Source organism: Streptomyces sp. SGAir0957, from assembly GCF_043523415.1.
The window spans coordinates 20,096-43,568 of sequence record NZ_CP027291.1; the positions used below are offsets into that span (position 1 = coordinate 20,096).

At 69.3% G+C, this 23,473-nt stretch carries 30 protein-coding genes; 15 read left to right on the forward strand and 15 right to left on the reverse strand.

Annotation, left to right across the window (positions count from 1 at the left end; all coding sequences use genetic code 11):
- Nucleotides 1–22 precede the first annotated feature (22 nt).
- The 8 genes from C1N81_RS02565 to C1N81_RS02600 form a co-directional block, all read right to left on the reverse strand.
- Nucleotides 23–535, reverse strand: a complete 513-nt coding sequence (locus tag C1N81_RS02565; protein WP_394426289.1) for an NUDIX domain-containing protein — start codon at nt 533–535, stop codon at nt 23–25.
- Nucleotides 532–1,410, reverse strand: coding sequence for a phosphotransferase family protein (locus tag C1N81_RS02570; RefSeq protein ID WP_394426291.1), 879 nt, complete (start codon nt 1,408–1,410; stop codon nt 532–534). The genes C1N81_RS02565 and C1N81_RS02570 overlap by 4 nt, the downstream gene beginning before the upstream one ends.
- Nucleotides 1,407–3,761: a pyridoxal phosphate-dependent decarboxylase family protein gene (locus tag C1N81_RS02575; RefSeq protein WP_394426293.1), complete on the reverse strand. Its 2,355-nt coding sequence runs from the start codon at nt 3,759–3,761 to the stop codon at nt 1,407–1,409. The genes C1N81_RS02570 and C1N81_RS02575 overlap by 4 nt, the downstream gene beginning before the upstream one ends.
- Complete coding sequence (locus tag C1N81_RS02580; RefSeq protein WP_394426294.1) at nt 3,754–5,160, reverse strand: glycosyltransferase; 1,407 nt, start codon at nt 5,158–5,160, stop codon at nt 3,754–3,756. The genes C1N81_RS02575 and C1N81_RS02580 overlap by 8 nt, the downstream gene beginning before the upstream one ends.
- Nucleotides 5,157–5,633 carry a protein-tyrosine phosphatase family protein gene (locus C1N81_RS02585; protein WP_394426295.1) on the reverse strand — a complete coding sequence of 159 codons (477 nt, stop codon included), beginning with the start codon at nt 5,631–5,633 and terminating at the stop codon, nt 5,157–5,159. The genes C1N81_RS02580 and C1N81_RS02585 overlap by 4 nt, the downstream gene beginning before the upstream one ends.
- On the reverse strand, nt 5,623–7,038 hold the full coding sequence (locus C1N81_RS02590) for a protoporphyrinogen/coproporphyrinogen oxidase (RefSeq protein WP_394426297.1): 1,416 nt from the start codon (nt 7,036–7,038) through the stop codon (nt 5,623–5,625). Before C1N81_RS02590 ends, C1N81_RS02585 begins: the two co-directional genes overlap by 11 nt.
- A gap of 109 nt (nt 7,039–7,147) precedes the next feature.
- Nucleotides 7,148–7,612 (reverse strand): GNAT family N-acetyltransferase, encoded by a 465-nt coding sequence (locus C1N81_RS02595; RefSeq protein WP_364986177.1) that lies wholly within the window; start codon nt 7,610–7,612, stop codon nt 7,148–7,150.
- Nucleotides 7,613–7,668: 56 nt separating this feature from the next.
- The gene (locus C1N81_RS02600) at nt 7,669–8,091 is read right to left on the reverse strand and encodes an ATP-binding protein (protein WP_394426299.1); all 423 of its coding nucleotides are present in this window, start codon (nt 8,089–8,091) and stop codon (nt 7,669–7,671) included.
- A gap of 217 nt (nt 8,092–8,308) precedes the next feature.
- Between C1N81_RS02600 and C1N81_RS02605 the strand changes: the two genes are divergently transcribed.
- Nucleotides 8,309–9,166, forward strand: a complete 858-nt coding sequence (locus C1N81_RS02605; protein WP_394426301.1) for a helix-turn-helix domain-containing protein — start codon at nt 8,309–8,311, stop codon at nt 9,164–9,166.
- Nucleotides 9,163–9,393: a DUF397 domain-containing protein gene (locus tag C1N81_RS02610; protein WP_394426304.1), complete on the forward strand. Its 231-nt coding sequence runs from the start codon at nt 9,163–9,165 to the stop codon at nt 9,391–9,393. The genes C1N81_RS02605 and C1N81_RS02610 overlap by 4 nt, the downstream gene beginning before the upstream one ends.
- Before the next feature lie 46 nt (nt 9,394–9,439).
- Here C1N81_RS02610 and C1N81_RS02615 read toward each other — a convergent pair whose 3' ends face one another.
- Nucleotides 9,440–10,180: a restriction endonuclease gene (locus C1N81_RS02615; RefSeq protein WP_394426305.1), complete on the reverse strand. Its 741-nt coding sequence runs from the start codon at nt 10,178–10,180 to the stop codon at nt 9,440–9,442.
- A 34-nt stretch (nt 10,181–10,214) separates the two neighbouring features.
- Nucleotides 10,215–10,601, reverse strand: coding sequence for a restriction endonuclease (locus tag C1N81_RS02620; protein ID WP_394426854.1), 387 nt, complete (start codon nt 10,599–10,601; stop codon nt 10,215–10,217).
- On the opposite strand from C1N81_RS02620, the gene C1N81_RS02625 reads away from it, so the two are divergent.
- Nucleotides 10,506–11,093 carry a hypothetical protein gene (locus tag C1N81_RS02625; protein ID WP_394426865.1) on the forward strand — a complete coding sequence of 196 codons (588 nt, stop codon included), beginning with the start codon at nt 10,506–10,508 and terminating at the stop codon, nt 11,091–11,093. The two genes, C1N81_RS02620 and C1N81_RS02625, sit on opposite strands and share 96 nt — an antisense overlap.
- Before the next feature lie 564 nt (nt 11,094–11,657).
- A complete protein-coding gene (locus C1N81_RS02630) occupies nt 11,658–11,867 on the forward strand; it encodes a hypothetical protein (RefSeq protein ID WP_394426307.1) in 210 nt (69 codons plus the stop codon).
- Nucleotides 11,868–11,926: 59 nt separating this feature from the next.
- Here C1N81_RS02630 and C1N81_RS02635 read toward each other — a convergent pair whose 3' ends face one another.
- The 3 genes from C1N81_RS02635 to C1N81_RS02645 form a co-directional block, all read right to left on the reverse strand.
- Nucleotides 11,927–12,820 (reverse strand): carbon-nitrogen hydrolase family protein, encoded by an 894-nt coding sequence (locus C1N81_RS02635; RefSeq protein ID WP_394426310.1) that lies wholly within the window; start codon nt 12,818–12,820, stop codon nt 11,927–11,929.
- 191 nt (nt 12,821–13,011) lie between these two features.
- A complete protein-coding gene (locus C1N81_RS02640) occupies nt 13,012–13,755 on the reverse strand; it encodes a coenzyme F420-0:L-glutamate ligase (protein ID WP_394426312.1) in 744 nt (247 codons plus the stop codon).
- A gap of 112 nt (nt 13,756–13,867) precedes the next feature.
- Nucleotides 13,868–14,230 carry a hypothetical protein gene (locus C1N81_RS02645; RefSeq protein ID WP_364995063.1) on the reverse strand — a complete coding sequence of 121 codons (363 nt, stop codon included), beginning with the start codon at nt 14,228–14,230 and terminating at the stop codon, nt 13,868–13,870.
- Between the two features lie 253 nt (nt 14,231–14,483).
- Here C1N81_RS02645 and C1N81_RS02650 point away from each other — a divergent pair, with 253 nt between their 5' ends.
- The 4 genes from C1N81_RS02650 (at nt 14,484) to C1N81_RS02665 (ending at nt 17,497) form a co-directional block, all read left to right on the forward strand.
- Nucleotides 14,484–14,705, forward strand: a complete 222-nt coding sequence (locus C1N81_RS02650) for a hypothetical protein (protein WP_394426314.1) — start codon at nt 14,484–14,486, stop codon at nt 14,703–14,705.
- A gap of 14 nt (nt 14,706–14,719) precedes the next feature.
- Nucleotides 14,720–15,091 (forward strand): fic family toxin-antitoxin system, toxin component, encoded by a 372-nt coding sequence (locus C1N81_RS02655; protein WP_394426317.1) that lies wholly within the window; start codon nt 14,720–14,722, stop codon nt 15,089–15,091.
- A gap of 503 nt (nt 15,092–15,594) precedes the next feature.
- The gene (locus C1N81_RS02660; protein WP_394426319.1) at nt 15,595–16,962 is read left to right on the forward strand and encodes a helix-turn-helix domain-containing protein; all 1,368 of its coding nucleotides are present in this window, start codon (nt 15,595–15,597) and stop codon (nt 16,960–16,962) included.
- A gap of 73 nt (nt 16,963–17,035) precedes the next feature.
- Complete coding sequence (locus tag C1N81_RS02665; protein WP_394426321.1) at nt 17,036–17,497, forward strand: NUDIX hydrolase; 462 nt, start codon at nt 17,036–17,038, stop codon at nt 17,495–17,497.
- A 113-nt stretch (nt 17,498–17,610) separates the two neighbouring features.
- Here C1N81_RS02665 and C1N81_RS02670 read toward each other — a convergent pair whose 3' ends face one another.
- The gene (locus C1N81_RS02670; protein ID WP_394426323.1) at nt 17,611–18,303 is read right to left on the reverse strand and encodes a hypothetical protein; all 693 of its coding nucleotides are present in this window, start codon (nt 18,301–18,303) and stop codon (nt 17,611–17,613) included.
- A gap of 38 nt (nt 18,304–18,341) precedes the next feature.
- On the reverse strand, nt 18,342–18,623 hold the full coding sequence (locus C1N81_RS02675) for a DUF6087 family protein (RefSeq protein WP_394426325.1): 282 nt from the start codon (nt 18,621–18,623) through the stop codon (nt 18,342–18,344).
- A 139-nt stretch (nt 18,624–18,762) separates the two neighbouring features.
- Here C1N81_RS02675 and C1N81_RS02680 point away from each other — a divergent pair, with 139 nt between their 5' ends.
- The 7 genes from C1N81_RS02680 (at nt 18,763) to C1N81_RS02710 (ending at nt 23,468) form a co-directional block, all read left to right on the forward strand.
- Complete coding sequence (locus C1N81_RS02680; RefSeq protein WP_394426327.1) at nt 18,763–19,236, forward strand: hypothetical protein; 474 nt, start codon at nt 18,763–18,765, stop codon at nt 19,234–19,236.
- Nucleotides 19,237–19,239: 3 nt separating this feature from the next.
- Complete coding sequence (locus C1N81_RS02685) at nt 19,240–19,806, forward strand: AAA family ATPase (protein WP_394426328.1); 567 nt, start codon at nt 19,240–19,242, stop codon at nt 19,804–19,806.
- Nucleotides 19,807–19,815: 9 nt separating this feature from the next.
- Entirely contained in the window at nt 19,816–20,229 is a 414-nt protein-coding gene (locus C1N81_RS02690; protein ID WP_394426330.1) for a WhiB family transcriptional regulator, read from the forward strand.
- Between the two features lie 195 nt (nt 20,230–20,424).
- Nucleotides 20,425–21,447, forward strand: a complete 1,023-nt coding sequence (locus C1N81_RS02695; protein ID WP_394426332.1) for a hypothetical protein — start codon at nt 20,425–20,427, stop codon at nt 21,445–21,447.
- 152 nt (nt 21,448–21,599) lie between these two features.
- The gene (locus C1N81_RS02700; RefSeq protein ID WP_394426334.1) at nt 21,600–22,553 is read left to right on the forward strand and encodes a 3'-5' exonuclease; all 954 of its coding nucleotides are present in this window, start codon (nt 21,600–21,602) and stop codon (nt 22,551–22,553) included.
- Between the two features lie 24 nt (nt 22,554–22,577).
- Nucleotides 22,578–22,811: a hypothetical protein gene (locus tag C1N81_RS02705; RefSeq protein ID WP_394426336.1), complete on the forward strand. Its 234-nt coding sequence runs from the start codon at nt 22,578–22,580 to the stop codon at nt 22,809–22,811.
- An 87-nt stretch (nt 22,812–22,898) separates the two neighbouring features.
- Nucleotides 22,899–23,468 carry a hypothetical protein gene (locus C1N81_RS02710; RefSeq protein WP_394426338.1) on the forward strand — a complete coding sequence of 190 codons (570 nt, stop codon included), beginning with the start codon at nt 22,899–22,901 and terminating at the stop codon, nt 23,466–23,468.
- The last annotated feature ends 5 nt before the right edge of the window (nt 23,469–23,473 follow it).

The window sequence follows — 23,473 nt, forward strand, 5'->3', positions numbered from 1 at the left end:
GCTCCCGGTGTCCCGGGCGCGGTCATTCGATGGGCAGGTCGTCCCGGTAGGACCACACGCGGCCGGCGCTGAGGCTGTCGAGGTAGTCCAGCAGGGGTTCGATCTCGGGCCGGGTCGCGGTAGAGGACGCCAGGACGGCCCTGGCCTCGGTCAGCGGCAGCAGGACCGCGCCGGTCACTTTGCCGTCCGGGTCGTGCACCGCGATCTCGCCATCCCACTCGGTGCAGTCGAAGGTCAACACCACGGTGGAGGGGTACTTCTCGGTCGTGGTGTTGACCAGGTAGGCCAGCGGGCCCACCGCCCTCAGGTTCAGGCCGGTCTCTTCCTTGACCTCGCGGACCAGGGCCTCGGTGAGGAGTTCGCCACGCTCGACGCCGCCGCCGGGGACGGACCACATCTCCTTGCCATCGCGCTGTTCCTGGACGAGGACGATGTGGTCGTCGCGGCGCAGCAGTGCGGCGACGACCTGGACACCGGGCCCGGTGACCGGTGCGGGAGCCGGAACGGCAGTGGTGGCGGTGTCGTTGGCGGTCATGTTCGCTCCAGTTCGGTTCGCAGGGCCGCGGTGCACCCGGGGAGCTGGGTGGGGTCACGGCCGTGCCAGTACAGGAAGTACGACAGGGTGATGACCAGGCGGTGGAAGGCGAGTCGCTGCTCGAACAACGGGTCGGCCACTTCCCCGCGTTGGTGCCAGTAGGCGTCCAGCATCTGTTGCCGGTCGTGGGCGGAGGGCAGGCACCAGCGGTCGGGTTTGACGAAGTCGCTGGCGTATTCCGCTGAGGTGGCGTGGTCGAAGTCGAGCAGGGCGATCTTGCCGCCGGGACGGATGAGGATGTTATCCGGGTGGATGTCCTGATGGGTATTCACGCACTCGTGGTCGCCGAGTGTTTCGGCCAGACGCAGACCGCGCCGGCGGGCTGCCTCGGCGAGCGCGGTGGGAATCAGCCGGTGTCGGCGCAGGCCGTCCAGGAGGTCAGCGAGCTGGCGGGCACGAGAGGCCGGTGTCGCCATGAGGGGACGTGGTGGCTGGATGGAGTGCAGCAGGGCGATCTGGCGTCCGAGCCGCGGCCACAGGTCCGCCGTGATGGCGTTGTCCTGGCGGGCTTCGGCGAAGGTGCGGCCATCCAGCCATTCCTGGAGCAGGAAGGGGCCAAGGTCAGGGTCGGCGCCCACACGCAGGACATGCGGGACCGCGACGCCGCCCGCCCTCGCCTCACTCATGGCCGCGGCCATCTGACGCAGATGGGCTTCGCCCTCACGGTCGTTGAGCTTGAGGAGATAGGCGCGGTCGGAGTCGGCAAGGTGCCAGCAGCTGTTGAAGCGGCCCTGGGGCAAGGGCCGGGCGCTGAGGGTTTTGGCGCCGGGCAGGAGACGGCCGAGGGCCGTGCGGTCGAGCGTGGCTGTGGTCATCGCCCGGCTCCCGCGATGACGAGGCCGGCGGGCAGTCCGTCGCGCATGAACACCTCGTGGACGTTCTCGGCGAAGTCGATGACCTGCTCGACGCCGAGCTGGTCCGGGGCGCGAACGTCCAGGCGGGGCAGTGCGCCGTGCAGCCGGCGGCCGAGGTCGAAGGGCGCGGCGAGTTCGACGGCATCGGTCCTGGGCTCGGACAGAGCGGTGAGCGCCAGGTGCAGGCCGCTGTCGCTGACCCTGCCGTCCACGGTGCACAGTCCCGCGGTCGCGGAGCGTGCCGCCAGTACGGTGCCGATGCTGGTGGGGGCGAGAAGTTCCGCCAGGTAGGCGGTGCCGGTCCAGGCGCGGCCGGCCTCGATTTCCAGCTCGGTGTCGAAGAACCGGTTCGGGAAGCGCCGGAACTGCTCGCGCCGAAGGTGCCGGCGGCGCGGCAGCAGCACATCGGCGTTGTGACGGGCCATCTGGACGACGGGGGCGGCGGCGCCGTCGGTGCGGCGCACCCTGATCTCGGCCGAGGTGTCGATGGAGAAGGAGTAGTCGTCGCTGTGCGGGCGGAGGAATCCCGCCGCGTCCTTGCCGATCTTGGCGGTGATGGCGTCGGGGAAGATCTGCAGCTCGTCGGCTCCGGTCTCGCCCAGGGCCTTGTACTCGGCGGAGCGGAAGGTGCCGTCCGCCTCGAAGTTCAGCAGGACACGCAGGGAGCCCGGCAGCAGCATCGTCGCGTGGATCGCGCCGACCAGGGACAACTGCTGCTGGTGGAGGTCGAGGACTTCGAGGAAATAGCCCTCGGTGCGCACCCCCATCAGCTCATTGGCGAAGGGATTCTTCAGGTCGGGAGCGTAGATCCACAGGTCGCCGCCGGCCCGCGCCTCGCCCCAGCGGATGTCCTGCATCTGCTCGCCGGTGGCGCGCCGGTGGGCGAAGGTGTGGAAGGAGTAGCCCGGCACCTGCGGGTCACGACGTCCTTCGGGGTGGACGACGAAGTGACGGAAGCAGTCGGTGTGGGTGCGGGTGTCCGCGACCACCTCGGAGGTGATGCTCCGCCCGCTGCCGCGGTCGTCGGAAGCCGTCGCGCGGGCTTGGGCGGAGGCAGCGGCCAGGTACCCGGCGAACGCGGTGATCTGGGCATCGGTCAGGGAGGCGGAGGCGTAGAAGTGGTAGAAGAGGCGCGTCCCGCCGCCGTGCGGGTCCGGGAGGCTGAGGGGGACGAGGCGGTAGCGGTCGCACAATTCCGTCGGCAGCCGTCCGCCGGGGTGGCTGAAGGCGGCGGAGAAAACGGGCGCGTGCGGGGCGGGCACCAGCAGGGCGTCGGGGTCGGCGGCCCGTACGGCGGCGGCGAGCTGATCGCGGTGTTCGAGGCAGCGGGTGGTCAGGGCGGTGTAGCCGGTACGGCCCAGCGTGTGCAGCGTGGCCCACAGGGCTGCTGCGGTGGCGCCGGGGCGGGAGCCCAGCACGGTCTCGTCGGGGATCCGGGTGTGCGGGTCGATGCGGGTGACGTGTTCGAGCAGTCCCTTGCGCACGAGCAGGGCCCCGCACGCGTACGGCATGAGACCGGCCTTGTGGGGATCGACGGCCATGGAGTGCACGCCAGGGCTGCGGAAGTCGAAGGGAAGATCGGGGGCGGTGAAGGGGAAGACGAATCCGCCGTGGGCGGCATCGACGTGCAGGAAGCATCCCGCCTGTCCGGGGTGCTGGAAGGCGAGGTCGCGCAGGTCGGCGGCGATCTCGTCGACGGGGTCGGCGAAGCCGCTGTTGTAGTAGCCGGCGGTGGCCACCACGATGATGCCGGTGATCCCGGCCGTGATCGCCTCCTGTGCGGCGTGGCGGACCTGCTCGCGGGTCAGGGTCCAGGTGGGCCCGGCAGACAGGCGTACCAGGTCGAGGTCGAGGATCTCGGCGGCCTTGCCGACCGAGGCATGGCACAGGTCGGAGGTGATCACGCGGACTTGGTGGCCGTCGGCGCGCAGCAGGTTGCGGGCGATCCGCAGGGCGGCCAGGGTTGCTTCGCTGGCGCCGCCGGTGAGGTGTCCGTCGAGGGCGCCGCCGCGATAGAGGCCGGAGAGGAGGGCCAGGGCTTCCTTCTCCAGCCGCCGGGTGCCCGCCTTGCCCTCCCCGAAGCGGGTGTGGGTGCCGACGTTGTTGGTGTTGAGCGCGGACCAGTCGCCCAGGACACGTACCGCCTCCGGATGCGGGGCGGCCATCGCGAAGCCGAGCCGGGTCTGCTCGGGGTCGTCCCACGCCGGTATCTCGCCCCGGGCCTGTTCGAGGTGCTCGTCGATCAACGCGCGGTTCCAGCCGGTTTCGGGGAACGCGGTGGGCACGGACCAGCCGATGTCCAGGTCACCCATGAACGGTGCCTCCTCGGGTTTCGGGGGCGATCTCGCCCAGGTGCTCGGTCTTGGTGAACCTCAGTTCCCGGCCGGTCAGTTGGGCGGCACTCGCGCGCAGGCCCAGCAGCCACGGACCCAGCGCGCTCACCGCGGGCTGCAGCATGTAGGTGGCGACGGCCGCGGCGGGGGGCGGCTGCCGCCAGGTCCCGCCGGAAGGGCCGGCCGCTCGGAAGTCGTCGAGGACGCGTCCGCGCAGCCGGTAGGCCACCACCGGCTCGATCAGGCCCGCTGCCAGAGCGGCGGCCACCAGCGGCCCGTACCGCCGCCTCACCGCCAGGTGGACGGCGGCGGCGCCCATCACCGCCGGTCCCAGCGCCCAGGCCGCACCATCGGCCAGGGCACGGGCCGCCAGGAGCCGCTGCCCGGCAGCCGAGAGACGGGTGGGGTGCGCTTTGGCGAAGCGGTAGTCGTGGCGGGTCGCGGCGTTCGCGAAGGCCACGCTGCTGAACGCCCGCGCCATCGCCCCCACGCTCTGGTACGGCTCGACGATGTTGACCGAGGGCAGCACCGCGATCGGCTCGCCGGCCATGCTCAGGCGGTGACCGACCGCGAGATCATCGTGCGGTTCCTGGAAGAACCCGATGCCCTCGATCTTGTCGCGGCGCACGATGAGCCCGGAGCCCACCCCGTAGACCATCGGGCGCGCGAGCGCGGCCAGCAGCCGGGGGCGCCGGCCGGGAGCACACCAGCGGGCCACTCGGATACGGCGGTACTCGATGCCCAGGGTGCGGCGGAACGCGGCAAGATCCTGGCCGGACATCACCGCCGAGCGCCGCCCGCTGCTACTGCCGGGGAAGGCGGGCAGCATCGGCTGCTGGATCATCGCGGGCCGCCCCTTCGCGGCGCGGGCGAACTGGGAGGCAAGCCGGGCATCGGGGACCGCGTCGGCGTCGAACACCGCAACGTAGTCCCCGGCGGGCGGGGACAGCTTGTCCAACGCCGCCACGGCGTAGTTGAGCTGGGAGGCCCGGCGGCCCTGCCCCGGGTAGGACACGACGGCGAAGACCTCCCTGCCGAGCCTGGAGTTGTGCTGGTCAGCCAGGTTCCGGCACACGTCGTCGGTGGTGAGCCGGCCGCTGGGCGTCTCGGCAGCCTCGCGTGCCGCGGTGACGACCAGGACGCGCAACGTCGGCCACCGGGCGGCGAGCGCGGCGAAGTGCTCCAGTGAGCGGGGCATCACCGCCTGCTCCCGCAGAGCAGGAATGATCACCGTCAGGCCCGGCGTCTCCTCTGGAAGGTCCTCCTCGGCACAGTCGGCCTGGTCGCGCAGGCCCCGGTAGGACAGGGCCAGGGAGGCCGTCATGTAGAGGGCCCTGGCGGTGTAGGCGGCGGCGAGCAGCCGGCTGGCGCGGATCACGCTCTCTCCTGTTCGACGAGGCCCAGTTCGACCAGGCACTGTTCGGCGTCCTCGAAGTAGCGGGGGCGGGCTTGGGCACGGCAGGCCAGGATGCGGGACCGCGCGGCGGCGGCTGTCCATCCGCGCGAGCGCAGAATCGTGTAGGCGGCGGCCGGGGAGCGGTTCACGCCGGCCGCGCAGTGGACGTACAGCCGGGCGTTCCCCTCGCGTGCCGTCCGTTCGGCGAAGGCCAGGCAGGCGGCGTACCAGACGGTGCCGCGCGAGGCGCCGTCGTCCTCGGTGGGCGCCGAACACCACACCAGGCCGGGGCAGATGGCCGCAGGCGGTGGCATCGGGCGCGGGGTCCGGCAGTCCAAGACGTGCGTGACGCCCCGGTCGAGGAGCTCGGCCACGGCGCGTGTGCTGTCGGGCGCGGCGCCGAGCAGGAGCCAGCTCGTGACCGGATGGGCGTCGAGGCGGAGTTCAGCGCCCATGAACCGCCTCCCGGGCCGCTGGGCGGGGAGCCGTGTAGATCCTCTCAGCGGTGCCGTGGACAAGCCGCCGGGCGATGTCCTGGCCCATGGTGACGGCGTGGTCCATGTTGCCGATCTCGTAGCGCCAGGTGCCGAAGCGTCCCCGCGAGTAGATCTCGTGGCTCTCCAGCCAGGGCTGGATGCGTGCGAGGGCCGTGTCCCGGCCGGTAGTCGGGACCGGGTAGGCGTACGGGATCAGTTCCAGGTGTCCGCTGACGCGCTGGGCGCCGTCGGGAACCAGACCGCAGCGCCGCAGTGCCGTGTCGCACTCCTCGACCAGGGCGGCCTCGTCGAGGAGGGTTCCGGCGGGCAGCGACGTCTCGGTCATCCAGGCCGAGTACCGGCTCGGGTCGGAGCGAGGGACATTGGCCGGTGCGTACCGGGAGAAGTTCGTCGCCCGGTAGAACGGCGCCTCACGGCCGGGAAAGTACAGCCACGAACGCCGGTCGGTGGTCGGGGACTTGTAGCCGAGGCCCACCATAGCCACGGTGGTGTGCTTCAGGGTCGTGGCGGCCTGGCGTACGTGCGCGGGTGCCCCGGCCGTCATCGCGACGAGCTGGTCGAGCGCGCCGGTGGCCACCAGGCTCCCGTAGGAGAGGGTGCTGCCGTCAGAGGTCAGCAGGGTTTTCGCCGCCTCATCGATGCGCAGGACGGCCTGCCCCGTCCGGACATCGCCGCGCAGGCGGGAGGCCAGCCGCTTCCAGATCGCGCCGGTGCCGCCCGACGCCGGGAAGGCGAACTGTGCGTTGGGGCCCCACCGACTCGTTGACGTCGTTTCCGACGTCACCCTCCGTCGCGGCGCACTGGTGTCGGCGGGTGCGACCCGCTCCGCTATCCAGGAGGAGGACATCTCGCTCAGGGCGGTGGCCCATATCTTGTGGTTGTACGGGGCGAAGAACTCTTCCACCAGGGCCGGGCCGTAGGTGGCCTCCAGCCACACGCCGAAGTCCGTTCCCGACGAGGCCGGGCCGCGGGCCTGGGCGATGGCCAGATCGTCCAGGCACTTCTGGGCTTGTGCCACGGGGAGGTGGTGCAGGTGCTGCTGGAAGGGGTAGGGCACCCACCGTCCGCTGTGCCGGACGAACGAGGAGCGCTCGTGGCGCAGCAGCTCATGAGGCGCGAACAGCTCGTCCAGTAACGCGTCGAAGCTCTTCACTGTGGAGAACACGACGTGACCGCCGAGATCCCAGGTGAAGCCGGCCTCGTCGACGACCGAGGATCCTAAGCCCCCGACCGTCTGCGCGGCCTCCAGCAGTACCCAGTCGCGGTGACCGAGGCGCTGGAGTTCGTGAGCACACGCGAGTCCGCACGGTCCCCCACCCAAGATCACCACCGGGATGGTGGTGCGTGCTCTGGTGTTCCTCACGACACTCTCCTCCTCGCGCGGCCGGAACTCAGTCGGTGCCTGCCTCTCGGCCTGTTGTCCTCTTGGAGTTGATGGAGGCGACAGCCCGCGGACCACGGCCGGGAGGACGTCACCCATCCGGCAGGCGGAGTCGGTAGGTCTGGCGCGTGCCGTCCGCCGACAGGGGCAAGACAGGCGCGAAGCCGAGGTGTTCGTAAAAGCCGCGGGCGTCCCGGCCAGGGTGGTCCGGCCCGAACGTCGTCACCTCGACCGTGCCCGGAGCGACGGCGAGGTCGCGCAGAGCGGAGCGAACCAGCAGTCCACCAATGCCCCGGCCCCGCCAGGCGCCGCCGACCGCCAGCCAGCTGATCTCGTAGAGCGGGGGATGGACCGACATCAGCAGCCCGCCGGCGAGCGCGCCGCCGGGCACATCCGGCGTATCGCGTACGCACAGGGCGGTCCCGCGTTTGATGTTGCGTTCCACGGCCTCCCGGAACTGCGGATCGTCGACCATGGGGCCGAACAGATCCTCGACCTCGCCCGCCAGGCGCAGCCATGCGGGAAGATCGGCCTGGACGGCGGGAACAGCCTGCATGAGCGCTCTCCTGACAGGACGGGACCGGTGTTGCCGCGCGGATCTTTCGTGATCGCTCAGCCATGGTCCGCTTCTTCCTCGCCGCCGACGAGAGGGCGTCCGAGGCGAAACCACACCTGCTTCCCAGTGAGCAAGGGCTGGGTCTGCAGCTCCTCGGTGAGCGCGGCCAGCAGGAACAGGCCCCGGCCGCACTCGGCGTCGTCCAACGGCTCTTTCACCGCGGGGAGCGCGTCGTCGAAGTCGGTGACGCCGACCAGGACGCCGTCGGGCATCTCACGGATCAGGAGTTCGCAGTCGCCCGGAGTGTGTTTCCAGACATTCGTCAGCAGCTCGGTGACGCCGAGCTCGGCCACAAAGCTCAGGTCGCTCTTGTGCCACATCCGCAGCAGGATCCGCACGATCTCGCGCACGGGCTCCATCGCATCGGGGCTGATCTCCGGCAGCACCATGTGGTGCTGCCGGACCGGGCTGATCACCATCCCAGGCACTGGCCCTCCAAGCGGCGCGAACGTGCACCCGATCGCGGTGGCACCGCGTAACCGGTACGCCACCGTCCGAGTAGGCGAGACTCGATAATGGACCGCCAACTACCCTTGCGGCAAGAAGGCCCTTGAGGAAAGTCTTTCCCTTCAGGGATTTGGCATATTCCCGAACTGGCGCAGACGCTAGCCTGTCGCCCAACACAAGGAGGTGGGGATGCCGGTTGAGCCGACCCCGCGACGCCGACGCCTGGGCGCGGAGCTCCGGCGCATCCGCGAAGCCCTAGGCTGGACGCAGGAGGAGGCAGCTCGCCGCCTCGGGTATCAGTCCCTCTCCACCGTCAGCAAGATCGAGAAGGGGGTGCAGGGACTCAAGATCCAGCAACTGCCGCACTTCTTCGAGGTCTACCAGATCGACGACCCGGCCCTGCGCGACGAATTGCGCAACCTTGTGCGCCGCGCCGGCGAGGCCGACTGGTGGCAGCGGTACGAGGGCGTTGTCGACGACCCGCTCGGCGACTACCTCTCCCTGGTGGAGAGCGCCAGCAGCCTGTTCGTCTTCAACCCCGTCGCCATCCACGGTCTGCTGCAGACGCCCGCGTACGCCCGGGCCGTCACCGAAGGCAGCCGAGCCTGGAAGACCCCGGAGGACATCGACCGCTTCGTAGCCATGCGCCAGGAGCACCAGAAGAACATGCTGGAGCGCGACCCTGCGCTGAAGATATGGGCGGTCCTTCCCGAAGGGCTCCTGCGCCAGGAGGTCGGGGGCAAGGCCGTCATGCGGGCCCAGATCGAGCACCTGATCGGGCTTGCCCGCACGGACCCGAACATCACCATCCAGGTCCTGCCCTACCGGGCCGGCGCACACGCCGGGATGGACGGGCACTTCATGCTCATGTCCTTCCCGACGGGCCGGGACCTCGTGTGCATCGAGTCCATCCGGGCCCTGCTCCACCTCAACGAGCCGGAAACGGTGGAGGTGTACCGCACCACCAGCGACATGCTCAAATCCGACGCCCTCTCCCAGAAGGCGTCCGTACCACTCCTCACCACCATCGCCAAGGATCTTGCATGAACAAGAACGAGCTCGACCCGTCCTGGGTCGAGTCCCAGCTGCGCGACGCCCAGTGGCAGACCAGCAGCAGCGGCGGCCAGACCTGCGTCCAGGTCGCCTTCCTCGACCAGGGAATCGTGGCCCTGCGCGATTCCAAGAACACCGGCAAAGCCCCGCACCTGTTCACTGACGCCGAATACGACGCATTCATCGGCGGCATCCTCCGCGGCGAACTCCGACGCAGCTGATCTGCACCGCTTCTGACTGCCGGCCAGCCCAGATCGGGCTGGTCAGCTATGCCGGGGAGTGCTGTTCGCCGACGACGGCGTACAGGTGCTCGCCATGTGCCCAGCGCTTGAGCTCCGGCCGCCCGATGAGGACGATGTCGTGTCGCTCGGCGAACTCGGTTGCAGGCTTGGTAAATCCGTTGAGAGCGACGATGACGGCAACGTCCGCACCATGCTCGGGACGCGCGGTGCCGTTGAACTTCTGCAACGCCCCGGACCCGACCGGCGCGGCGTATTGCTTGCATTGCGCAACGATCTTGCGGCCCTCTCCGTCCCAGGCCACGACGTCCGCCCCCAAGTCTCCGGAGCCACCGACCCGGCGGGCCCGTACGAACCCGTCCCGGGCGAGCAGGTCGGCGCACGCCTGCTCGAAGCCGTTCGCGCTCATCGCGGTGAGCTGTTTCATCCGGAAGGTCAGGACCTTGGGCGCATCGGCGACCGGCGCGGTGGCGTGCTCCTCCTCCACGTCTTCGGTGTCGCTATAGGCGACAACGTAGCCGCCTCGATCGGAGAAGACCACGAAGCACAACAGCACCAGGGTGCCCAGGATGATCAGCGCGAACCACCAGGGATGCCCCATGAGCCATCCCCAGACGTCCTCCGTGAACCAGCCGCCCACATCGTCGCGCAACCAAGGCCACGCATCCTCAGTCAGCCACTGCCAGGCGACCTTGGCGATCGCCAAGCCGAGGATCAACCACAGGATGACCTTCAACACCGGGTCCAGCGACCCGTCCTCGTCGAACAACGTTCCCCCTTCTCTGCCCTCTCGGTGGCCCGCGCTACGCGGCTCGTCGAACCGCGGTCCTGCGTGCCTTGCGGGCGGGCAGTCGCAACAGGGTGTGCAGCGGGACTCCGTCTTCGGCCCACTGCCGCAGCCGCTCGCGATCGACCCAGTGGACCTGGTGCTGCTCGCCCCATGCCTTGGCGTCCCGTGTGAAGCCGCCGTTGGTGACCACGACCGCGACATCGGCTTTGTGGACAGGCCCGGCGGTCCCCTTGACCTGGTACATCACCTTCGAGTCGACCTTCCCACCCACGGTGGTGTGCTTGGCCTGCAGCACGATCCGCCCATGCTGGGCACGCTGGCCGATGACGTCGGCGGCCTGATCACCGGCCTGCCCGACCCGCTGTGCCGACCAGCCGTCCCGAACAAGGAGATCCCGCAGCGCGAACTCGAACTCCGCATCACCGAGCGAGTCGATCCGGTCGAGCGGGAGTCGCAGGACCGCGACGAGCGCGGCCTGAGCCCGCCGCAGCCGAACCCGCCGTATCTGCCACCAGGCGGCAGCCAGCAGGGCCGCCATTGCCACGGCGACCGCGAGCGGCCACCCGCGCACGATCGCGCGCCACAGAGCCGTGGCCGCCTGGCCCAGCATGGTGGCCACGGCCAGGGCGACGAGGGCCGCTGCTACCTGTTCGCGGCGGCCGCGTGGCGCGCGCAGCCGCATCCGGATGCCACCCATCACCGGCTCGGCGATGCGGACACCGACGGAGTGGAGGCCGGCTTGTTCGTCTCGGCCCCGCTGTCGCTGCTGCTGCCGAACCCGAAGACCTGTCCCCACAGCCAGACGAAGGCGACGATTCCCGCGATGGTCCAACCGCCCAGCTTCTTTCCGCGTGGACGAGGATTCCTGCGGATGTGGCGACGAACCTCGTGAAATCCCTCCGGCGGCATGCCCTTTCCCCCTCCTGTGACCTGGCAACTTGATGATGCTGCCCTGTGGTTATGGGTGTATCAGCGGGCACTGACAAAAACTGATGGATCATCACGAGGGTGGGCTCGCATCGATCACAAACCAGCCAGCGGGTGCTTCAATCGGCATCGTCGATCGCTGAGTTGAGCGAGCATCCCGCCTCTGACATGGAGGTTTCGGTGCCGTACGACCGCGTCAAGTGGGATGTACACCGCCGTGTCTCGCTGATTCGCTGCCGATCGACGGCAGTTCACCTGCGGGGGCACCGTGAAAGCGGCCCTGGGAAACGTCGCAGAGTTGGCGTGAAAACGGACCTGCTGGGCAGGGCCCGCAATCACATTTGGCCATCTCTTTTCGGCCCATCTGGAACGGCCCTCAGGCTGAAGTTCCTGAACTCGGCAGCCGATGCGGCACCGCGTTGGTGCGCCTGGATGAGTCCTGCCGACCTGGCGGTGGACACCGGCAGATGCCTGATCGACCAGTCAAGGGCTCGCCCTTCTGCCGCAGGCCCGCGACAAGACCAAGGCGGTGTTCCTCGCGTACGAGGCGGAAAGCCTGCTCGCCCAGGGAGACGTCGCCCAGGCCGCCGAGCTTGCACGCGACTCTCTGAGCCTCGCCCAGCAGATCGGCGCGTCCCGCTGTGTTCAGCAGATCCGCGACCTGTCCACCACCTTTGACCCGCTGAGTTCCGACCACAGTGTCGAACGCCTGCTTCATGACGTTGCCCTGGCGCACTGAGTCCGCGGTGGCCCGATCTACGCTTCGGCTGCCTACGCCTGGCACGTGGAGGCGCTCGATCAAAAGGCGTTGCGGGTGTCGCTGCGGGAATCGCCTACGGGAATGTGCTCGTCGTAGAGGCCGGTTCGGGCGATGCGGCGCCACGGGCGGGCGTGGCGCACCGCGATGTCGATGTCCGGGTCCTGTGAGTCGAGATCGATGTCCGAGATCGCCAGGGCGGGTTGCCCGTTGGCAGGGCAGCGCGCGAGCCAGCGTCCTCCAGGAGCCACGATCCCAGACGGTGCTGTGGCGCTGAACTGTGCCGGGACGGCGTAGCCGAGCCAGTAGTTGTAGAGGGTCCCGTACGCCTGGGCGACGCGGGCACGGGGAGCGTCGTCGACCATGACCGACAGCAGGACGCAGTCGACGTTCAGGCGCTCGTACTCGGCAAAGAGTTCAGGAAAGTTGGCCTCGATACAGAGCGCGCAGCCGAACCGGATGCCGTCCACTTCGAAGACGAGTGGATCCCTCCCTGGGGAGTACAGGTAGGAGATCTCGGTGTTGGAGAGGAACCGCTTGTCGTAGCGGGCAACCAGGCAGCCCTGGTCGGAGACGATGTAGAGGCTGTTGTGCGGCCGGTTCGGCGGCGTGAGCGGGTGGATGGATCCGAACACCGTCCATAGTCCGAGCTCCCCCGCCAGCGCCGCGGTCGACTCGGCTTCCTCTCGCAGGACATCCCACGCTGCTCGGCTCCAGTCGGCCGGCTTCGGGTAGCCAGCCGGGCCGGTCGCCATCACGTGCTTGCTCGGGTAGGTGATCGCTCCTTCGGGGAACTGCAGCAGCCTCACCCCTGATTGAGCGGCCCCAGCCATCAGTTCCCGGATCTCCTGCCCGGCCGCGCGGAGTGCTCCTCGGTCGGTCGGGTCTTCGGGCACCGTGCTCTGAGCGACCGCGATCCGCAATGTCCTCCCCACGCCGTGGACGGTACGGGATGCCCGGAATCCGCATCCAGCGTCTTGGCCGTCTTGGCCGAATATGAGTGACCTCAATACGCGGAGGTGTTGTCCCGGCGACGCCTCCCAACTCGAGGGCGCTGCACGGTGGACGAGCCGGACGCCGTTGCCACCGTGCTGGAGGACGGCACGGTGGGCGGGTCGCCCGTGTATCAGCGCGGAGGTTTGTGGAGGATGCTGCGCACGCCGTCGTCGCTCGGCTCGTAGGCGATGCCGCGCAAGATCACGACGGGAACGCCGCGGCCGCGCTGACCGAGGATGAGCCCCGCAGCGCCAGTGACCAGGTCGAGAAGCGTCTCCTCTTGGCGTTTTGTGCTCCCATCGGGGCCGGTGTGTTCCGTGACGCGCAGGGGGGCGATGCCGGCCGCGCCGATGGAGATGACGGTGGAGCCCCGCCGGTCGGCACGGCCGTCGGAGTCAGCGATGACAACTGCGATATGGGATCCGGTGCTCCTCGCCAGAGCGTTGCGAAGGGCGCGTGCGGAGCCATCGGGATCGGTGGGCAGCAGCCAGGCGCCATCGGGGCCGGCGCGGTCGACGCCGGCGGAGGTGAGCTGCAGACCGAGGTGATGCAGGGCGATGATCGGGCCTCGGTCGGTGGCAAGGAAGTGCTCACTGGACGTGTCGAGGATGAGCTGCACCAGTGTGGCCGGTTTCCCTGTGGCAGCGGCCAGTTCGAGGGCTCGGGGGCCAGGTGTGACGTCGGCGAGGGCGACGTGCCGGCCTTCGGCGATGGAGATGACCTTGCTCGCGACGACGACGATGTCACCGTCGCAGAGGGGAGTGTCCTGGTCGGCGAGAGCGCGGGTGATCGTCTCTGCGAGGTCGTCGCCAACCCCGATGGTGGGGATTTGCTCGACGCCGAAGGCGGTGAAGGTGTGCGTGGAGGTGCTCATGGGCGGATGCTCCGTACGCGGTGTCCGGTCCGGGCGAGGCCGGCGTGGGCGGCGGCGCAGTATCGGTCGGGGTGTGCCCATTCGGGTCGGGCGCAGTGGCGCAGCAGCTGGATCACCGCGCGGTGGGCTGACACGGGGCGGTCCATTCCGAGCGCGCGACCTGGGTCCATCCGTGATCAGTTCTGGCGTCGTCACGGGCCGCGGCCTCCACGACGAAGCCGTGCTCCTCCAGGACCTTCACGGCGTCTTCGCGCGGTAGGGCCGGTACGTCGCCGCTGAGGGCGATCAGGAAGCGGCCAGGGTCGTCTGGGTGAGCGGTGGTAAGAGTGTCTGCCACGCCAAGGTCGAGATTCGGTCCGGCCGCGATCCCCAGGTCCGGGCCGATGACGGACAGCGTCCACCGGCCGCGGAAGACGCCGGCTTCAGCACGGAACAGTGAGGGAAGATCGCGATGGGCGGGGTGCGGGTCGGGCACCGTACCTCCTGGGCAGGTGAAGATGGCGCCGGGTCGTCCGGCTCGTCGAAGACTGTAGAGGGACGCTCCACCACGCCCTGCACAGTGCGGCGGTCTGCCTCGGGCCAGGTCGCCGGCAGAATGACCGTGACAGGACCGACCAGGCTCGCATCGTGATCTCCGGCCACGTACGCGATTCCGGACGGACAGGGGCGGCCGTGCGGAAACCGGCGTTCGCTTCCCCAGGGCCGTCGGCGACCGCTACCGTAGTGCTATGACGCAGTTCCAGGTCGATATGAGCGACGAGTCGGGCAACACGGTGGCCCAGGCCGCCGCTGCCAGCGGCGTCGACCCCAACACGTACGTGGCCTCGCTGGTCGAGTCGCAGTTGCCCCGGCACCTGTTCCTCACCGGCGCGCAGGCGTGCATCGAGCAGTTCGGCGACGCCTTCGCCGAGCGCTTCGGGCCGACCCGTCCCGGCCAGCAGGCCGCCTGAGCAGAGAGACATTCGTGCAGCTCACGATCGACCGGGCCTGGCTGCTGGAGATCATCGAGCATCAGCTCAGGGACCAGCCGGACATTACGGACTGGGGAGCCACGGCCGCGGCCGTGGCGCGTCACAGCGACGCGGTGTTGGACCAGGCGATCTATCCGGAGCCGCATCACCGCGCGGCCGCTCTGCTGCAGTGTCTTCTGCGGATCCCGGCGCTGGCTCACTCCAACGAGATCTTCGCCCTCTCCGTGGCGTACGGATTCCTCAACCTCTGCGGGCTGACCGTGACGGCGAAGGCGGACGAGGTGGGCGACCTCATCGACGAGACCCTCGCGGGGGCCGTCGACGTGCGCCAGATCGCTGCCCGCTTCAAGAGCTGGACCAGCTGAGAATCTGACGCGTCCTGATCACGGCGGGGGCAATCTCGCGGGAGTGCCGTATGAGCAGCCCGTCCGCGATGTACGTTGACAAGCAGCCCGGGCGCCGTGTTCCCCCGTGCGGCGCCCGGGACCATGCCTCTTCCAGGCACCAGGAGTTGGACGCAACGCGGTCGACGTGACGATGCTCCGGCCACCCCCTTCGCCCCGCCTCATCAGCACCGCCATCTCCGCGCTGACCGCCCTGTACGTCGGCGTGACGGGCACCAGCCGACTCCCGCGGGAGCGAAGCATCGGTCGGGCGTCCTCTCTGATCGCCCGGTCTCGTGCACCACGCCCGGGTTGCACGGCCGCTGTCTGCGAACCGGGCACCAAGACCTGCGTGCGGTCGGGTGACGCACATCGTCGCGTGGTCAGGGGACGGGACGCTTGGGCCCATCAGAACGTTGCCGCCTTGCGATCATAGATGGCATATTGGAAATCCAATTTGGAATATGTGCAGGTGGAGGCTTGCTATGGCGCGCTATCCGAACCCTTTTGCCGCAATCCGGGCGGCCTGGCTGATCAGCCGGGCACGCCAGGGCAGTGACGACCTGGGCCAGACCGAGCTCGGTGAGGGGCTGGGGTTCGGGCAGGCGGCGGTGAGCAAGTACGAGAAGGGGCTGAGGGAGCCGACCTTCGCTGACCTGCAGCGCCTCATCGCGCACACCGACTACCGACTCGAAGTACGGCTTCGCCCCGAGCCTCGGCACGCGAGCGGGGCCCACCACTTCCATGTGTCGGACCCGATGCCGTTCGCCGTCTCCGACCTTCACCTCTCCCGCCGCATGCCGGCTCAGCTGAACCCCGAGACCGGTCGCCTGCCCTCCTCGGATCGCGATGGCCCCCTCCTGGAAGAGGCACTGCTCTACCTCTACGAGCTCCAGGCCCTCGCCGCCGACCTGCGCCGGCCGGAGGAGAGGCTCCAGCGGGCGTACGAGCAGTTCCACACCGAGCGGGACCGTGATCTGATCCACCAGATGCTGGCCCTGGGTGCGGGGGCCTCCCAGGCCGCGCGGATCCTGGCCCGGGCGATCGACCACGGAACCGACCGTCCCGCTGGCCGTCGCGCCGCTCGGCGTGAGCCGGACGACCCGCGGGCCTCCCGCCTGGTGTGGGCACACATCGTGTGCAGTCTGCGCGCCGAAGAAGGGATCTGCCGGGAGCGCATCAGCTGGCTGCGCCGCGCCCTGGACGCGGCTCGCCTCCGGCGCCGTGCCCAGATCAGGGTCGAGGACGCCGAGTTGATCGCCCGCAACAGCCAGCGGCCGGGCTCCCTCGCGGACGTCGACCAGGCCAAGGCCGAACTGGAAGCGGTCAATAGGGCCTGCGCCGACCACGGCCGCAACGGAGGAGCCGAGGATGTCGGGCTGGCCGGCGAACGTTATCTCATCGCCGAACTGGCCGAACTGGCCGACCGAACCCGTGCCCTGTACGACGAGCTCGCCAGCGAGCCAGCCTTCGCCGCCTGGCGTGCGGAACATGCCGCCACCGACCCGCTGTATGACGCGTGGCTCGACGGCGAGCTTCGCGATTTCCCGTCCCCGCCTCGCCTGTATGCGGATTGGGAAGCCCTCGCGAAGGACCGCACCTCACTCTTCGAGTCAGAGACCGAAGAGGGCGGGCGAACGGTCGCCGACCACTTCGGACAGCAGTGGAAGACCTACCTCGTCGCCAGCACCGACACCTCCTCCGCCGTAGTCGCCCGGCTCATCTCCGGAGACCGGGCAACGGGCCCCCTCTACCTCCTCGCTGACCACGTGGACACCGTGCAGGCAACGGAGATCATCGCTTCCGGACCAGCATCCCTGGCTGCCGTCACTACGGCCCTACGCAGCGCGTAGGGCCGTAGTTCCGGAGCCGGGGCTCCATCCATCGAGGAGCTGCGAACGGGCCTGGACTGCCAGACTGAACGGCGTGCCGACCACACCTCTGCGGGCGGCTGCCCGCGTCATCATTCTCGACGACGAGCAGCGCGTACTGCTGCTGTACTACGCCCATGGCGGCTTCTGGGCCACCCCTGGGGGCGCCCGTGAGGTGGGCGAGGCGCCCTCCCGTACTGCCCGAAGGGAATTGCACGAAGAACTCGGTATCTCGGCGAACGTCGAATTGAGTGGTCCGATCGCGGAGCGCAGCCAGGAGCACCCTGTCGGTGGGCGGCTGGTCCGCCAGGTCGAGCAGTACTTCCTTGCCCGCCTGGCACCCACCGACATCAATCCGGCCCGCGCCACTCAGACCGACAACATCCACTCCAGCCGCTGGTGGCCTCTGGACGAACTGCACGCCACGTCCGAGACGATCTATCCCGTCGGACTCTCTGGCTTGCTGGCCCGCCTTCTCACCAGCGGGTTGCCCGACCGGCCCGTTGTCCTTGAGTGACCGCCGGGCCGTACGAACACCGTGCGAGGCCCGTCCTCCCGTCCTCTACGTCGGCGGGACGGGCCTCGGGTCGTTGGCGGCTGCGTCTTCCGGTTGAGCGAACCCAACTGCGCTCACGGTGAGTTGGGGTATCGGTGCGACAGAGGCGGTGTGGTCAGCCAGGTCTTGATCAGCGATGCGGGCATCAGGACTGGCTGGTACGGAACGAGCGCCGTGGCGATCGCCTCTGCGAGCTCGTCGACCGTGCGGACGACGTGCCCGGGCGGAGTGATCCAGATCCTCGGCTCGGCGTCGGGCCCATCTTGGTTGGGGATGAGCTGGGCGTACAGGAACGGGCCGTCCGCGCTCTGCTCGTACCCCCAGGTGCTGTACTTCTCCCAGCCAGGGAGCCAGAACGGGTGCGGACCGCCGCGCGTCAGATCGGGCTGGGCCGGCCGGGGCGTCGGAGGCCGGGTGTACGACGGGCCGTAGACGATCTCCCACACGCCGTCCGTGTGCTCGAGGACGTCCATCCGCACGTGCTTCTTCAGCTCGCGCAGCTGCTGGCGGAAGTCCTCCGGTACGAGTCCGGTCTGCTCGGCGAGCGCGGGGATGTTGTGGTCCTGCAGTTCGAGGCCCATGATCTCGGGGATCACTTCCGGGCGGTGGCGGTCCCCTTGCGCGATGGTGCGCTCGGCAAGGAGAAGGAAGACCGTGCGGGCGGTCTCGTCCGCAATCTCGAGGCCGCGTACGTACGCGGTGGCGTGCCGGCTCATCGTGTGTCCCTCCCCGGGGCGGGCCACGGCGGCCGTCGCCTGGTCGATCACGCTACCGGCGCCATGGCCGCGGCGGTGGCGCGATGGGGTCATGCGTCCGGCAGCGGCTGTCCGTCGGCCCACCGCTGGGCGGCGGCGAGGTTCGGGGCGGTCCCTTCGGGCACGTAAGCGAAGCCGTCCCAGGACTCCAGGACCCGGGGCTCGTCGGGCCTGACGTGTGTGGCGCCGCCGCCGGCGGGCCGGTGACGGCGGTAGACGTCCATCGGTGCCCGCCTGCGCCGCAGGAAGGCGGCGAGCGGGTCGGCGGGGTCGATCTGCGGCACCGCTCGCGACGGCTGGTCAGATGGCCCGGGACGGCTGTGCCTGCCCATGATCGTCCTTGCTCCTTCGCTCCGTGTTCAGATGTGGCCTTGTGCCGGAGACAGCACTTCCTCAACGGTGCCCGGGAGAACGCAGTGACGCAGCCCGTTCCCCCAGGTTGCGCGAAGGCCGCTCGATACCCTGGGCCTCATGTCGATGTACGCGGGGGTGCCTCCGGAGAAGGAAGGCCAGTTCGAAGCCTTCATGGCGGCCTACGCCAACACCCGGACCGTCCTGGACGCCGTGCGGGCGTGGACCGCGGAAATGCCGCTGCGCGAGGACCTCGGTCCACGGGAGATGGTGGCTCCGTCCCGTCGATGGCTGCAGGAGCGGACTCACCTCACGGACGGGATGATCGACGGGGCGGTCTTCGCTCTGTTCGCGTCCGGAGCGATCAAGCAGCACCCCTCCGAGCGTGAGGTGTGGTGTTGGGCGGACCCCGAGGCCCTCGACATCGCGAAGGCCAACGACCAGTTGCTCACCGTCCTGGACATCGTTACGCAGGCCGGGCTGCACATGTCCGGGCCCTCGGAGCCCGGTGTGGTGACGGCCCTGAAGCCGGATCTGCGGCGAGGCTGGCGCTGGCCGCGATGGCGCCGCTCCCGGCCTGATCGTGAGCCGTGATGCATGGAGAGGCCGACCATCGTGACCAAGCCGCTCGCCATCGGGCTCATCGGCATCACCGGCTCCGGCAAGACAACCCTGGCCACGGCGCTCGCCGCACGGGGCGTGGTGCGCCTCTCCGTCGATGAGGAAGTCCACCGCCGGCACGGCCGCTACGGGATCGACTACCCGGAGCACGAGTACGGCGAACGAGAACGTCCCGTCGTCGAGGAGGTGCTGGACGAACTCGTCGACCACCTTGGTGCCGGCCGCGACGTCGTCCTCGACCACGGGCTGTGGCTGCGCCATGAACGCGAGGAGTTGAGGCGCACCGTCGAGCGTGCGGCTGGCCGGCTGCTCCTGGTCTACCTCCCCGTGGGAAAGCCTGAGCTCCTGGCCAGGCTCGAGCGGCGCAACCGCCGTGACGACGCCAACGCGCTCACGGTCACTCCCAGCGCCTTGGACGACTTCTTCGACCGGTTCGAACCCCCGGAACCGGATGAGCCGGTACTGGTCTACGCCGGAGATCCAGACGCCGTCCTGGACCAGCTCGCAAGGGACACGTCACCCGAAGGTGGGGCTCCACGATGACCGTGTCCCATGCCACGGACGAGTGCCGTACCGTTTCCGGACTGCGCCTGCCCCAGGGGGTGGGGCAGGCCGGATCGGGGAGAGGACGGCACCACCGTGGTCGGGAACGATGGAGACTGGGGCGAGCGAGCGGTCTGCCGCACCACTGATCCGGACGAGTTGTTCGTCGAGGGCGCGGCCCAGAACCGGGCAAAGGCACTGTGCACCGGCTGCCCCGTGAGGCTGGAGTGCCTGTCCTACGCGCTGGACAACAGAATCGAGCATGGCATCTGGGGTGGTATGACGGAGCGGGAACGGCGATCGCTTCTTAGGCGCCGCCCCATGGTCACGTCCTGGCGGCATCTTCTGGAGGCCGCTCGCATCGAGCATGACCAGCATGCTGACGTCGGCTCCTCCGTCAGCCGCTGGTCGGCCGCGGGCTGAACGTACGACCCGGACCTCCTGCGGCATTGACCGGACTCGCACGCACGACCAGGGTTTCGGTTTGCGTTCGAGCGTGGCCGCCGCGTTGTCAGTGCCGACTGGCAGTCTGGCCGGACAGTCAGAAAACGCCCCGGACCAGCACGAAAGGCCAGCACCGTGGACCAGTTCAGGCTCTGGAAGAGGTACCCGCGCGCCATGGAAGGCGCCCTGATGCAGGCGGGTTACGGCGACACGGAGTTCTCGGTCCATCGTGAGGACACACGCGGCGCGGCCCGCGCCTGCTGGTCATGGCACAGCGGCGCCACGGAACTGACTCGTGACGAGTGGCCATCCGGATTGGACCTGGTGTGGAGCTCGGCGACAGGCTGGTCCTACCAGGGGCGCGGCGATGAGAAGGCCCTGGCCTTGCCGGTGCCGGCGCTCGCAGCACCGGAGGCGATCACCGCGCTGCTGCCGGCGCTGATGGACGGGCGCAGGAACCAGCTCCCCGCGTCCGAGGACCGCTGGGAACACGCCGCGCTGATCGAGAGCGGGGCCGAGACCGCACGCCTGCACGGGGACGACAAGTACGACGCGGCCTATCAGCGCGACGAGGAGGAGGCCGCCGGATTCTCCCGCTGGCAGGACCAGATGGACGGCGTGCAGCCGGAGGCCACGCCGCAATCCGCGAGCGGACACGGAGTCCCCGGCCCGGATACAGCGCACAGGACGGGGGACCGTGCCGGCCGGTCCGACGGCGTGAACACGGAAGAACTCGCCCGCCGTACTCACGTGAACGTGATCCTGGACCGCGGAGCGAAGGCTCTCGACGATCGGCAGCATCATCCGGATCCAGAGCTCTTCGGAGTCCTCACCGACTTCTTCACCCGGACCGTCGTGTTTCCAGGCAAGTTCGATCCGGAGGACGATCAGCGGCACACGAGCGACCCGTCACGGGTTCTGGCCCACCTCCTCCTCCAACACCTGGAGCGTCACGGACTGGACATGGACGACGTGATGGACATGGAGCTGACCGACTCGGCGATCGCGCCGGTCGGCAACTCCATGAGCGACTGCATCGCTCAAGTCCTGCGCGGCAGCAGGTGGTTCGACTTCGCAGCCCCTGGAACGGACCCGACAGGCGGCCGGGTGCTGTTCCGCACCGTGTTCGGAACAGAGGGCGTCCTCCAGGTCTCCGGGGCGCCGGACGCGGCCGACGGCAACCAGGCACACCCGTAGGGGCACGAGGGACGATGCTGCAGCAGGCGAACCTCCCGGTCACGGTCGGCATCCCAGTGCCGGCACCTGCGGGAGTCGATGACGATCGGGCTCTCGGACCCGAACAAGCCGCCCGGTACCTGGGACTACGACGGCGGGAGCTCGACTATCTCGTGGAGGCCGGTCACCTGTCGGCCGCGGGGCGCAGCACGGCCGGGGCGCTTCAGTTCGGTGCCGCGGCGCTCGACACCGTCCTCGGCCTGCCGCTCGACTGGGAGGCGGCGCGTCGTACTGACGCCCGCCGGCCCTCGCCCTGGCGGGAGCTCGCCGGACCCATGGCCGAGCGGGACCGACTGGTAGACGTGGTCACCGCGAGACTGAGGAACCAGGGGGTGGACGCCTGGGCCCGGTACAGCAGCACGGTGGACCGGTGGACGCTCGACTGGGCACCGTTGCGCGGCGGCGGCCCAGACCTGGAGTCGGTCAAGACGTTGCTGCCGCGCCGGCTCGTTCGCGCGGTCGACGCGCAGCGGCTGGTGCTGCTCGGCCCGGTGGGACGGACGATGCACTGGGCCCACCAGATGCTCCAGCCCGGCGTCGCCTGTGTCCTGGACGTCGAGACCACCGGCTTGAACGCTGACGACCGCGTCGTCGAAGTCGCCGCTGTCGACGCGTACGACGGCTCAGTCCTGGTCGATACCCTCGTCCACCCAGGGCCGGGCATGTCCATTCCCCTCGCGGCCAGCCGGGTGCACGGCATCACCAACGCGGAGGTCGCCGACGCCCGCCCCTGGAGCGCGGTGCTTCCTGAGGTCCTGGCCGCGGTCGGTGACCGGACCGTGCTCGCGTACAACAGCGCCTTCGACCAGCGGATGATCGTCGGCCATGCCCGGTCCGTCGGCGCCGACGCAGGTCGTCTGCGTTCGGCACAGGCATGGCAGTGTCTGATGAAGCGCCGCTCGATGTGGCTGAACACCACCACCCGCCTCCGGCTCGGCGGCAAGCACCGCGCTCTCGGCGACGCGCTGGCGGCCCGTGACCTCCTGCAGACGCTGCGGGACCGCCTGCCACACACCCAGCCAGCACCACGGAACGGCCGGCCATGCAGCAGCCCGGCGCCCCGATAGGGTGCGCTCGTCGAGAGGGGCGTCGTGCATCGCGTCGAGAGCAAGCAGACCTACACCACATGCCGAGGCGGGGCGACATCCGTCTACCCGGAGACGGTCGTCGTCGACGAGTACGAGCCGGGAAGCAGGTCCGTGCGGGTACACAATGCGCATCAACCCGGCCTGCAATATGACATACCCGTCAGCTACTTCCACGAGACGGTCCAGACGCAACAGGGCACGCGGCGAAAGACCGGCTACTACCTCATCCCGTCCTGAACCGGACCGCCGATCGGCCCAACTCGTCTACTCACAAAGCCAGTGCGGGCGCTCGGCAGCACACCCCCACACCCCATCGGAGCCGCTATGCCGGACGCCATCACGCGCCCCGATCCGCGCGACACCGCCTTCGCCTTGATCGAGATGACCGCCCGCGATGAGGCCGCTCATCACGACCGGACGGACGGAAGTCCCCCTCCGCCCGACGAGCTGTACCCCGCGCTGACCGCGGCCTTGGAAACGTGGCACGCCGCCGGCACCCTCCGCGTGGACTCGATGCTGCTCGTCGAGTGGCTGGCGACCGAGTGGTGCGCCTACCGCCTCCAGCAACTCGTGCAAAATCAAGACGCCTTCGATGCGTGGCTGCGCGAATTCGGCGATCAGGTCAGTCTGGCGCAGCGGCATGCGCATCCTGCTGGTCCCACCTGCGTGGAGATCATGTCCGTCGTCGCCACGCGCAGCCCGAGTACCGCGGCCGCAGAGCACGCAGCCCGGCTTGCCTCGCCGTATCTCGCCTATCTCCGCCCGGACTCCCAACTGGAAGACGCCCGCGAAGTCGCGCTGAGCTTCGCCCTGTGGGCGGGCCAGAGCCTGTCCGGTCTCATGCACCACGACGTCGACCGGATCACCGGCTACACGCAGTCGCGCTCCAAGTGAGCCGA

What these genes read in the sequence shown, in the direction of transcription:
- C1N81_RS02605 (WP_394426301.1), top strand. Translation starts at nt 8,309, where the DNA reads ATGCCGGTTGAGCCGACCCCGCGACGCCGACGCCTGGGCGCGGAGCTC.
- C1N81_RS02680 (WP_394426327.1), top strand. Translation starts at nt 18,763, where the DNA reads ATGTCGATGTACGCGGGGGTGCCTCCGGAGAAGGAAGGCCAGTTCGAA.
- C1N81_RS02675 (WP_394426325.1), bottom strand. Translation starts at nt 18,623, where the DNA reads ATGGGCAGGCACAGCCGTCCCGGGCCATCTGACCAGCCGTCGCGAGCG.
- C1N81_RS02695 (WP_394426332.1), top strand. Translation starts at nt 20,425, where the DNA reads ATGGAAGGCGCCCTGATGCAGGCGGGTTACGGCGACACGGAGTTCTCG.
- C1N81_RS02690 (WP_394426330.1), top strand. Translation starts at nt 19,816, where the DNA reads ATGCCACGGACGAGTGCCGTACCGTTTCCGGACTGCGCCTGCCCCAGG.
- C1N81_RS02585 (WP_394426295.1), bottom strand. Translation starts at nt 5,633, where the DNA reads ATGGGCGCTGAACTCCGCCTCGACGCCCATCCGGTCACGAGCTGGCTC.
- C1N81_RS02570 (WP_394426291.1), bottom strand. Translation starts at nt 1,410, where the DNA reads ATGACCACAGCCACGCTCGACCGCACGGCCCTCGGCCGTCTCCTGCCC.
- C1N81_RS02565 (WP_394426289.1), bottom strand. Translation starts at nt 535, where the DNA reads ATGACCGCCAACGACACCGCCACCACTGCCGTTCCGGCTCCCGCACCG.
- C1N81_RS02610 (WP_394426304.1), top strand. Translation starts at nt 9,163, where the DNA reads ATGAACAAGAACGAGCTCGACCCGTCCTGGGTCGAGTCCCAGCTGCGC.
- C1N81_RS02625 (WP_394426865.1), top strand. Translation starts at nt 10,506, where the DNA reads ATGCTGGGCACGCTGGCCGATGACGTCGGCGGCCTGATCACCGGCCTG.
- C1N81_RS02595 (WP_364986177.1), bottom strand. Translation starts at nt 7,612, where the DNA reads ATGCAGGCTGTTCCCGCCGTCCAGGCCGATCTTCCCGCATGGCTGCGC.
- C1N81_RS02600 (WP_394426299.1), bottom strand. Translation starts at nt 8,091, where the DNA reads ATGGTGATCAGCCCGGTCCGGCAGCACCACATGGTGCTGCCGGAGATC.
- C1N81_RS02685 (WP_394426328.1), top strand. Translation starts at nt 19,240, where the DNA reads ATGGAGAGGCCGACCATCGTGACCAAGCCGCTCGCCATCGGGCTCATC.
- C1N81_RS02660 (WP_394426319.1), top strand. Translation starts at nt 15,595, where the DNA reads ATGGCGCGCTATCCGAACCCTTTTGCCGCAATCCGGGCGGCCTGGCTG.
- C1N81_RS02640 (WP_394426312.1), bottom strand. Translation starts at nt 13,755, where the DNA reads ATGAGCACCTCCACGCACACCTTCACCGCCTTCGGCGTCGAGCAAATC.
- C1N81_RS02575 (WP_394426293.1), bottom strand. Translation starts at nt 3,761, where the DNA reads ATGGGTGACCTGGACATCGGCTGGTCCGTGCCCACCGCGTTCCCCGAA.
- C1N81_RS02710 (WP_394426338.1), top strand. Translation starts at nt 22,899, where the DNA reads ATGCCGGACGCCATCACGCGCCCCGATCCGCGCGACACCGCCTTCGCC.
- C1N81_RS02650 (WP_394426314.1), top strand. Translation starts at nt 14,484, where the DNA reads ATGACGCAGTTCCAGGTCGATATGAGCGACGAGTCGGGCAACACGGTG.